Raw genomic sequence first — 10,791 nt, 5'->3', positions numbered from 1 at the left:
TTTTATCTCATCTAGCTCATATTGGCGCACTTCTTTTTCAATATGCTTCATAAGCAAACCTGTAAATAACAAGTAAGGCAGTACAACGATATTCTTTTCTTTTCGTTCTACAACTTCCTTTAACTTCTCCTCAAATTTTGGCTCTGCAGCTGCTAAATAACAAACTTCTACTTTCTTAATCTTCTCTTCCATTTGAAATAAAGAAGCAATCCAGTTTATATCTTTTAATACTTCAGGATCGCTACTCCCTCTTGCAACGAGAAGTAACGTCACTTCATTCTTATCTTCCTGTTCAATACCACTTCCGCTATATACCGATTTAACAAGTGATTCTGATACACCAAACGGATTACCATAGGTCACTTTTATACTTGGATATTGATTATTTAACTTTTCCAATTCAAACGGGATATCTTTCTTCACATGACCTGCCGCTAATAAAAAAACAGGAATAACAATAATCTCTGTAGCACCACGCTTCACACATGTACGGAACCCTTCATCAATAGTTGGACTCGCTAACTCTAAAAAACAAATTTCTTGAATACTTGCCTCTACACGGTTCATACATGACGTAATAAATGCAACCGCTTCTTCTTTCGCCGCTTTCAAGCGACTTCCATGACATATATATAAGATGGCTTTCATTTTATAACACTCCACTTACTTGATACGTACTTTCTATCTGTTTCTCAAACCAATGGATTTTTTCTCTAAAACGGACGACTTCTCCAATTACAATCATGCTCGGATTTTGAATTTGTTCTTTTTTCGCAACATCTACAATTGTTCCTAACGTCCCAACAACTGTGCGCTGCATAGATGTCGTTCCCCGCTCAATAATAGCAGCAGGCGTACTTTTATCTTTTCCATGCTTTATCAGTTGCTCACATATGTAGGGTAAATTGCTAACCCCCATATATACAGCTAACGTCTCTACACCTTTCGCTAAATTTTCCCACTTCACTTCCTCTTCAGCATCTTCTTTTCTATGCCCTGTCACAATAGCAAAACTTGCACTTGCATCACGATGTGTCACTGGAATACCAGCATAAGCAGGAGCAGCTATTCCAGCTGAAATACCAGGAACGATTTCAAACGGTACACCTTGCTTTGCTAACGCTTCAGCTTCTTCTCCTCCTCTACCAAATACAAATGGATCCCCACCTTTTAGCCTCGTTACAACTTTTCCTTTTTTCGCATATTTAATAAGAAACGTGTTAATTGTCTCTTGCTTCATCGTGTGATAATTTGGTAGTTTTCCGCAATAAATTAAATCCGCTTCAGGCTTTGCATAAGAAAGCAATTCTTTATTCACGAGACGGTCGTATAAAATAACATCTGCTTTCTCAATGCATTTCAATCCTTTTACAGTAATTAAATCTGGATCACCAGGGCCCGCTCCAACGATATATACTTTTCCCATCATCTCTCCTCATTTCTACTATTAAAGTGAAACTTCCATCCTTATATAGGAATGGAAGTTTTCATTTCTTCATATTTCAATGTTCCTTACTCATGAATAACAAAGGCTGCGCTTTTTCGAATCTTCTTTTTTTCAAATAAAGCAATCTCCTTTACTTCTGGTAACGGTAAAAAATGTTTTTCAAGCTCAATCTCCGCCATCTTAAATGCCTGTTCTTCACTTTCAGCAACAACAACAATCGGAACAATGCTATTCACTAATACCGCTTCAAATCGATATAAATCCATATTGCCCCTCCTAAGACGCTATTACTTCTTCTAACACGTTATTTAACGCTGTTTGTAATGTCTCTACACCAACACGGCCTACAAAATCATAAAACGTTTCAGCTGGTAATTTATTTTCTTTGAAATAACTTATAAATGATGCGAGTACATCAGGTAGATCCTCGCCATCTATTTTTCCTTTTAACTTTTGATTATAAGCACCACCATCTAACAGCGTTCCACCTACATATATTTCAAATGCTTCAACAATTCCTTTTTCCTTCGTTTTCATTTTTACACCTTGTAATCCAATGTCAGCAATTTGACGTTGACCACATGAATTCGGGCATCCTACCATATGAATACGAACCGGAACATCGAGTGCAATTTGTGTATCTAAGTATTCGGCAATTTTTCGTAATCTTTCTTTCGTTTCTACTAATGCAAGATTGCAATATTCAATACCAGTACAAGAAACCGCGTGACCAATAAACGATTTCGGATTTGCTGATATCGCTTCAAACAACGGCTCATTTAGCAAGCCAGTTACATTTTCTGGCGGAACATTCGGAATAATGAAGTTTTGTGAATTACATGTACGAATTTGTCCATTTCCATATTGTTTAGCAATTCTTGCAATCTCAAACATTTCTTCTGCATGTAGGCGTCCTACTGGCACATTAAAACCTACATATTTTAGTCCATCTTGTTTTTGGTCTTGGACACCATAAAAGTACCCCGCATTCCAGCCTTTAAGAGCACTTTCTCCTTTACTTTGTAATGGTCCTGTATATTCTATTAGTTTCTCTTTAAACTTCTCTGCTCCCCAGTCTGCAACAAGAAATTTCAAACGAGCTAAATGACGTTTTTCACGATATCCAAAATCACGGAATATCGTAGCAATCGCAATTGCTACCGCCTTTACTTCTTCTGGTAAAACGAATACATCTAATTCATCAGCTAAATACGGACGGGCTGATAACCCACCGCCTACTTTTATATGAAAACCAACTTTTTTCTCACCATCTATTTCTTTCGTTGCAGGTGTAAATGCAACACAGTTAATCTCTGCGTTTGCTGAATTATAAATGTTAGAACTAATAGACATTTTAAATTTACGCGGTAAGTTAGAAAACTCTTCATTATGTTGGAAATAATCATATACCTCTTTTACAATGCCAGTTGTATCAAATAGTTCATTTGCATCAATACCAGCAAGTGGATTCCCTGTAATATTACGCGTTATATCACCACAAGCCCCAGCTGAAGATAACCCAACCTTTGCTAATCTTTCAAAAATATCTGGAATTTGATGAATTTCTAACCAGTGAAACTGAATTGCCTGTCTTGTCGTAATATCTATTACGTCACGTCCATAATCCTCAGCGATAGAAGCAAGCACTTCTGCCTGTGCATTCGTAATAATGCCAGAAGGGATATTTACACGCATCATAAAATAACCAGCTTCCTTCGGTCTTTGTAAATACAACCCTGCCCATTTGAATGCGTCCCACTCTTCTTTCGGAATAGATTCGAAGCCATTCTCTGCATAGTAAGGAATGTCATTAAAGATTTCCAATCCATCTTTTTTTAATTTATTTTTCTCAGTTTGATTTAATTTTTCATTGTTAGCCCATACTTTTTCATAACTCATTTTTTATCCCCCTATATAAAACTACGCTCTTGTAAGTACTTCACGATTTGTTCTGCACATTCTTCAATAGAATACTTGTGCGTTTCTACAATTAATTCCGCTTGCTCTGGTTCCTCATACGGTGAATCGATACCTGTAAAGTCTTTAATATCACCTTTTCTTGCTTTTTTATAAAGCCCTTTCGGATCACGTTTCTCACACTCTTCAATTGGACATTTTACAAACACTTCTATAAATTCATCTGCAGCTAATAGATCTCTAACTTGTTTTCGGTCTACTCGAAACGGTGAAATAAACGCTGTAAGAACAACAGTCCCTTGATCTACAAATAGCTTCGCTACTTCGCCAATTCGTCTTATATTTTCCATACGATCACTTTCAGAGAAACCTAAGTCTTTATTTAAACCGTGACGTATATTATCTCCATCAAGTACATAGTTTCCAATATTCTTTTCAAATAGTTTACGAGCAACCGCGTTCGCTACTGTAGATTTACCCGAAGCTGATAAACCAGTAAACCAAATGACAAAACTATGATGCCCATTCTTCACTCTTCTCTCATCTTTTGAAACAGAAGCTGTATGCCAAGTAATATTCGTATCCATCTCATTCTCTCCCTATTCTGTTACTACTTCTTTTTTCAAACCTTTAATTAGTACCTCTACTACCTCTCTACGACTAAATGTACTTGGCGGAACCTCACCGTTTCTTAATAGTTCTCTTACTTTCGTACCAGATAAGATGACATGATCCTCTTTTCCATGCGGGCATGTTTTCGTTGAAGCCATCGCTTCACATTTCGTGCAGTAAAAACTATGCTCAAAAAATAACGGTGTAATCCCTAACTCTTCTACTGTAAAGTTTGTAAAAATTTCTTGTGCTTCATAAGTACCGTAATAATCTCCTACTCCTGCATGATCGCGTCCTACAATAAAGTGGGTACATCCAAAATTCTTTCTGACTAATGCATGGAATATCGCTTCCCTCGGTCCTGCGTAACGCATTGCTGCAGGAAATACACTTAAAAAGACACGATCTTTCGGATAGTAGTTTTGAAGTAATACTTCATAACTTTCCATTCTTACATCAGCAGGAATATCGTCCGACTTCGTTTCCCCAACGAGCGGATTTAAAAAGAGGCCATCTACAATTTCAAGAGCAGATTTTTGAATATATTCATGAGCACGATGTACCGGATTTCTCGTCTGGAATCCAACTACTGTTTTCCAACCACGTTTTTTAAATTCTTCTCTCGTTTCAATTGGATCTAAATGATAAGAAGGAAACAGATTATTTTCAAAACGTTTCGTCAGAACAATAGCTCCTCCGACGTAAACGTTCGGTCGTTCGTATAATTTTTTCACTCCTGGATGAGCCTCATCCGTCGTTTTATACACTAGTAACGCTTCTTTTTCCTTATCAGGCACAAAAATATCTTCTATTTGAATGACACCATATACATTTCCACCGTTAACAAGTTTTACTTCCTCTCCAACTTTTAGCGTCTCTGCTACCTCTTCTGTTACTGGTAATGTAATAGGTATACTCCAAACACTTCCATTATTTAAACGAAGCGTTTCTACAACCGAATCATAATCTTTCTTTCCTAAAAAACCAGTAAGCGGGCTATATCCCCCTGTCGCTAATAGTTCTAAATCACTTAATGCAATGTTGTCTAGCCCAATTTCTTTTTCAATTTGTGATACGTCGTATGTCTCGTCTACACGGTTTACTAATTCGTTTACTGTACTCATTTTCTATATCCCCTCTTAGTTTTATTTCAAGATTCACCTTATTGATAATGAAGGCCACATTCAGTTTTTACTTTCCCGGCCCATCTACCATCTCTCGAATCGCCACCCTCTCCTACAGGTAACGTACACTTCTCACACCCAATACTTGGATATCCAATGTCATGTAATGGGTTATACGGCAAACTATGTTTGTATACATATCGCCATACTTCTTTCCACGTCCAATGAATGAGCGGACAAACTTTAATAGATCGAAAGCGATGATCTTGATTTATAAACTTTGTATGCTTACGGGTTTCTGATTGTTCCCTCCTCAGTCCCGATATCCACGCTTTTTCATTCGCTAATGATTCTTCTAAAGGCAAAATTTTTCTAATCTTACAACAGAGATTAGGATTGCTCTCCCATAGCTTGTCACCATGCAATCCGGCTTGTTCATCAAGTGTAAGTTCTGGCTGTTTTTCTATAATATTTAATGAAGGAAATCGTTCCCGCACTTTTTGAATTAATTCATATGTTTCTTGAAAATGTACGTTAGTATCTAAAAATACAACTTTAGCAGATGGATTTACTTGGTTAATAAGATGCAGCAGTACCATCCCTTCCACTCCGAAGCTACATGCGTATACAATTTCACTTTTATATTCTTTATAAGCCCAACTTAATACAGATAACGCGCCTTTCGTTTCATCTTCTTCTGAAAATGAAACATCATTTTCTTCCCACGTTTCATACGTCAACATGTTTTTTCCCCCTGTAAAAGCAAAAAGACGGTTTTAACCTAATGAAATAGGTTAAAACCGCCTCTAGTTTTCTAGTCAGCGCTTTTTACTTTAAACGTACTTTTTCACTTTTCTCTAATTGAATGACTTTTCCATCTTGCACAACAATTGTAATTGAACCATATTTCATATCAGCAAGCATCGCTTCAATTTTCTCAGATACTTCCTCAAAATGTTCCCGTACGCTCACGCGAACAGCCCCCCTTTTTATTCATAAAAAAAATCTTTCCCATTTCGAAAAGACTGTTCGGTAATATATTTTACCTTATCTTTCAAAATGGATTCCATTTTGCTGGATTTAGCACCTTGCTTTCTATAAGCAGGTTGCCGAGCTTCGCCGGGCCAGTTCCCTCCGCTTCTCTTGATAAGCTTTGTATTTGTATTTTATCACAATTCTGATTTTTTTCAATCCTAGTTTTCCGATATATTTTAATTATTTTATTTTATAAAAAAGGAATTGCCCATCCGAACAACTCCTTTTTCCTCATTTAAACAAGTTCTTTAATACGTATGCGATCGTTCCCAATAATATTTTCATATGTTTCGCGCTCTACAACAATTTGTGATGTACCACCTTTTGCGAAGACGACAGCTGGTCTACGAATCCGATTATAATTATTCGCCATCGAGTACCCGTATGCCCCTGTACAAGAAATTGCTAGTAAATCCGCAGAAGCAACTTTCGGTAGATTAATATCCCAAATTAACATATCTCCACTCTCGCAGCATTTCCCTGCAATCGAAACAACTTCCTCGTTCTCATCATTCCCTCGATTCGCTAACATCGCTTCATAACGAGCGTTATATAAAGCAGGTCTTAAGTTATCAGTCATCCCACCATCCACTGATACATATTTCCGAATACCAGGAATGTCTTTCACAGATCCGACTGTATAAAGTGTCGTTCCAGCATCCCCTACAATGCTACGACCTGGCTCAACCCATATTTCTGGCAATGGATAATTACATACTGTAAATTGTTCTCTCACTGCACTTGTTACAGCTCGCACGTATGTCTCAAGAGTTAATGGTGTATCGGACTCTGTGTAGCGTATTCCGAATCCTCCACCCACATTTAGCACTTTTACTACATAGTTTGTTCGCTCTCTCACTTCTTCTAAAAATTGATGAAGAACTTCAATCGCTCGCACAAATCCAGCCGTTTCAAATATTTGTGATCCGATATGTGAATGAATCCCTAACACGTTATAATTTGATTTTTGTAAAGCAAGCTCAATTGCCTGCATCGCTTGACCATTTGACACGCCAAATCCAAATTTTGAATCATCTTGACCTGTTGTAATATATTCATGTGTGTGCGCCTCTACCCCAGGCGTTACACGAATTAATATGTTCACAAATTTCCCATGCTGCACTGCTAAATCATGCAAAATTTCTAATTCTAAGAAGTTATCTACGACAAAACAACCAATATTCGCCTGAAGAGCCATCACAATTTCTTCATCTGTTTTGTTATTACCATGAAAATGAATGCGCGATGCCGGAAATCCTGCTTGTAGTGCAGTATATAATTCTCCTCCAGAAACAACATCTAATGACATATTCTCTTCACGAGCTACTCGGCACATCTCCATGCACAAGAACGCCTTGCTTGCATATGCTACTTGATAAGAGAACCCACTTTCTTTAAAAGCACGATGAAACGCGCGGCACTTTCCTCGAATTGACTCTTCATCGTATACATAAAGTGGTGTCCCATATTGTTTTGCTAGCTGCGTCGTATCGCACCCTCCAATTTCTAAGTGTCCTTGCCCATTGATTCGGCTTGTGCCGTGTAAATACATTTGAATTCCTCCCTTATTTCCTCTAAAACTCATAACCCCAATCTTCTATTCATTGCAGCACGCTTTTAGATAGACAAAAAACGCGCGGAACAATGTTCACACGCGTTTCTTATTAGGAAAAATATATATTGAAAAAATAAACGAGTTGTTATCTCCTCAAAATAAGAAACCGCATCAACATCTCCAAATAGCTCTCCATAAAATAAATCTTATGACAGTACTACATTTATTCAATGCAGTCCCAATATATGAATAAGATGGTTATTCTTATATTTCGGCAATAGTCCCTTTCAACCTATGATCACAGATCCCATTAAATCTCCCATAGCTTACTCTTTCCTATCGCGGCCTCTACCTTTGAGAGTAGATGAGGTAAGTCTATTTAATTTTCAAACATCTAATTGTTGCTATTAACAATACCAAAGGACCATTTTATTTGTCAAACAATTTTTTATATTGCTTTTTTACAGTTTAGTTTCGTATCGTTTGATAAGCGCTTTACTGAAACCTTTGTCACTTCCCATTCGCCTTCTTCGTTATTAAATGTAATCGTTACCTTCTCAAATGGTGGCGCAATTTTCCCTGCAACACGTTCATACTTCGTTACTTCAATAACTGCTTGAAATAAATATGTACCGCTATACACTTTTTTTAAACTAATAATTTTCGGGCATTGATAAGGCTTCAAGCTCCCATATTGTTTTTCAATTGCTTTATTTATTTTCGGAAATAAGACAGAATAAAGGGCATCTTCCATAAGAGGTGCATCATATTGAGCTACCGACACACTTGGTGAAGCAAAAAGTATAACACTACTGCATACTATAAAATATAATAATTTTCGCATTATAACCTCCGTATTGTTACACGATTCTTTCCGCGCACGATAATAATCATACATAGAAACTCCATTTTATTGTCTCCTACTGCCCTTTTTCTACTCAATTGTTATAAAAAAGTCCACAACTCTCTTTTATTTTCGTATAATGATACTCATAGTATAATAAACATAATAATAAAGGACTGTTCGTATATATAAAATGAGGCGCTAATCAAATCGGCCCACAAGAACCGTCATGCTTTTTAGGAGAGGAGTATATTATGCTACAACGTCTGTTTCCAAAACTGCGATTCGCACTCGTTGCAGTCGTTTTATTATGGATAAAAACATATATTGTGTACAAGCTAGCGTTTGATATTAAAATTGATAATTTCTTTGAAGAATTTATGCTTTTTATTAATCCACTAGCTGCGTTACTTTTATTTTTCGGTTTTGCTTTATTTGCATCTAAACACCGAAATCGCATTATAGTTGGAATTAGTTTTATACTGTCATTCATTTTATTTGGAAATGCAATGTTTTATGGGTTTTATAACGATTTCGTTACGTTCCCAGTATTATTTCAAACAAATAATATGGCTGATTTAGGGACGAGTATAAAAGAACTCTTTACGTATAAAACATTACTGTTATTCGCAGATGCGATCATCTTAATGTTTCTTTCGCGTAAATTCCCATCATTTTGCGACAAAACGCCGCTTTCCCGCTCTGAGAAGAGAACTTTCTTTAGCGGTGTAACTGCTCTATTAGCACTACAAATTGTTGTTTCCGTTATTTATAAACCACAAATGTTCTCACGCTCGTTTGACCGTCAAACTGTCGTGAAAAATTTAGGTTTATACACATATCATCTATTTGATATTACACTTCAATCTAAATCTTCAGCTGAACGTGTATTTGCAAGTGGGGACGGGTTTTCTGAAATTAAAAACTATACAGATTCAAAAGATAAGCAAGTTGACAAAAATTTATTTGGAGCTGCAAAAGGCAAAAATGTTATTTTAATTTCAATGGAATCTACACAAAGTTTTGTTATTAATAAAAAAATAAATGGAAAAGAAATTACTCCATTTTTAAATGAATTTATTAAAGATAGCTTTTATTTCGATAACTTCTATCATCAAACAGGACAAGGTAAAACTTCTGATGCTGAATTTATCGTTGAAAATTCACTTTATCCGTTAGACCGCGGTTCTGTATTCTTTACTCATGCAACAAATGAATATACAGCTACACCAGAACAATTAAAGAAATACGGATATTCTTCTGCTGTCTTCCATTCAAACGATAAAACGTTTTGGAATCGTGATGTAATGTATCCTGCACTTGGATATGATCGTTACTTTAATTTAAATGATTACGTAGGCACAGAACAAATGTCTGTCGGTTGGGGATTAAAAGATAAAGAGTTCTTTGAACAATCTATTCCAAAGCTAAAATCTTTACCACAGCCGTTCTATACAAAATTCATTACTTTAACAAACCATTTTCCATTTCTTCTAAATCCAGAAGATCAATATGTTGATGAGTTTAATTCAGAAAGTGGTGTTGTAAACCGTTACTTTCCAACTGTTCGTTACACGGATGAAGCTCTTAAACAATTTATTAAACAATTAAAAGAAGAAGGACTGTATGATAATTCCATTATTGTCATTTATGGAGATCATTACGGTATTTCTGAAAACCATAACGCAGCTATGGCTCAATTCCTTGGGAAAGACGCTATTACACCATTTGATTCTATGCAATTACAACGCGTCCCTCTCATCATTCACGTGCCTGGTCAAGAAGGAAAAGTCATTTCTAAAGTGTCTGGTCAAATTGATATTAAACCAACGCTACTTCATTTACTTGGTATTAAAACAAATCAATCAGTTGAATTTGGAACTGACCTATTTATTAAAGAAAAAGACCCTCTTATGGTAATGCGTGATGGTAGCTTCGTTTCGGAAGATTATGTTTATACAAAAAACATGTGCTATAAACGAAACACAGGTGAAGAAGCAGACATCTCATTATGTCAACCAAATATTGAAAAAGCAAAAACGGAATTGAAACTTTCCGACAAACTCATTTATGGAGATTTGTTACGTTTCGATCCTAACAATCGGTATAAAACTGGAACTATGACAACGAACTTTGAATAATACACGAAGAGGTTGTCCCAAAAGTAGCTGAATAGCTACTTTTGGGCAACCTCTTTCTTTACGGAAAATATAAAAAAGAATCGTCCATTTTTGATATAATTAAGTCACCACAACCA

Annotated in this window: 11 protein-coding genes and 2 riboswitches; of the genes, 1 reads left to right on the top strand and 10 read right to left on the bottom strand. The window is 36.2% G+C overall.

Going from position 1 to position 10,791, the window contains the following annotated elements; genetic code table 11:
• The 10 genes from MR083_RS24920 to MR083_RS24875 form a co-directional block, all read right to left on the bottom strand.
• Positions 1–648: sirohydrochlorin chelatase (locus MR083_RS24920; protein ID WP_242269998.1), on the bottom strand; the 648-nt coding region annotated here is incomplete at its 3' end.
• Between the two features lies 1 nt (position 649).
• Positions 650–1,426: a uroporphyrinogen-III C-methyltransferase gene (cobA, locus tag MR083_RS24915; RefSeq protein ID WP_242269997.1), complete on the bottom strand. Its 777-nt coding sequence runs from the start codon at positions 1,424–1,426 to the stop codon at positions 650–652.
• Between the two features lie 86 nt (positions 1,427–1,512).
• Positions 1,513–1,713 (bottom strand): DUF3906 family protein, encoded by a 201-nt coding sequence (locus MR083_RS24910; RefSeq protein ID WP_000366912.1) that lies wholly within the window; start codon positions 1,711–1,713, stop codon positions 1,513–1,515.
• Between the two features lie 10 nt (positions 1,714–1,723).
• A complete protein-coding gene (locus MR083_RS24905) occupies positions 1,724–3,346 on the bottom strand; it encodes a nitrite/sulfite reductase (RefSeq protein WP_242269996.1) in 1,623 nt (540 codons plus the stop codon).
• An 11-nt stretch (positions 3,347–3,357) separates the two neighbouring features.
• Entirely contained in the window at positions 3,358–3,951 is a 594-nt protein-coding gene (gene cysC, locus MR083_RS24900) for an adenylyl-sulfate kinase (RefSeq protein ID WP_000380509.1), read from the bottom strand.
• A gap of 12 nt (positions 3,952–3,963) precedes the next feature.
• Entirely contained in the window at positions 3,964–5,100 is a 1,137-nt protein-coding gene (gene sat / locus MR083_RS24895) for a sulfate adenylyltransferase (RefSeq protein ID WP_242269995.1), read from the bottom strand.
• A gap of 38 nt (positions 5,101–5,138) precedes the next feature.
• Positions 5,139–5,843 (bottom strand): phosphoadenylyl-sulfate reductase, encoded by a 705-nt coding sequence (cysH, locus tag MR083_RS24890; protein ID WP_139869709.1) that lies wholly within the window; start codon positions 5,841–5,843, stop codon positions 5,139–5,141.
• 85 nt (positions 5,844–5,928) lie between these two features.
• On the bottom strand, positions 5,929–6,072 hold the full coding sequence (locus MR083_RS24885) for a YezD family protein (RefSeq protein WP_000116161.1): 144 nt from the start codon (positions 6,070–6,072) through the stop codon (positions 5,929–5,931).
• Between the two features lie 72 nt (positions 6,073–6,144).
• Positions 6,145–6,253, bottom strand: a riboswitch (SAM riboswitch).
• Between the two features lie 117 nt (positions 6,254–6,370).
• A complete protein-coding gene (lysA, locus tag MR083_RS24880; protein WP_000280636.1) occupies positions 6,371–7,687 on the bottom strand; it encodes a diaminopimelate decarboxylase in 1,317 nt (438 codons plus the stop codon).
• A gap of 180 nt (positions 7,688–7,867) precedes the next feature.
• A riboswitch (Lysine riboswitch) is annotated at positions 7,868–8,049 on the bottom strand.
• An 89-nt stretch (positions 8,050–8,138) separates the two neighbouring features.
• The gene (locus MR083_RS24875; protein ID WP_242269994.1) at positions 8,139–8,588 is read right to left on the bottom strand and encodes a DUF3888 domain-containing protein; all 450 of its coding nucleotides are present in this window, start codon (positions 8,586–8,588) and stop codon (positions 8,139–8,141) included.
• A gap of 200 nt (positions 8,589–8,788) precedes the next feature.
• Here MR083_RS24875 and MR083_RS24870 point away from each other — a divergent pair, with 200 nt between their 5' ends.
• The gene (locus MR083_RS24870; protein ID WP_242269993.1) at positions 8,789–10,675 is read left to right on the top strand and encodes an LTA synthase family protein; all 1,887 of its coding nucleotides are present in this window, start codon (positions 8,789–8,791) and stop codon (positions 10,673–10,675) included.
• The last annotated feature ends 116 nt before the right edge of the window (positions 10,676–10,791 follow it).

The sequence above is a fragment of the Bacillus cereus group sp. BfR-BA-01408 genome (assembly GCF_022663305.1).
GTDB lineage: Bacteria > Bacillota > Bacilli > Bacillales > Bacillaceae_G > Bacillus_A > Bacillus_A pacificus.
Note: the sequence above shows the minus strand (reverse complement) of the source record. Positions and strands in the feature narration are given on the sequence as shown.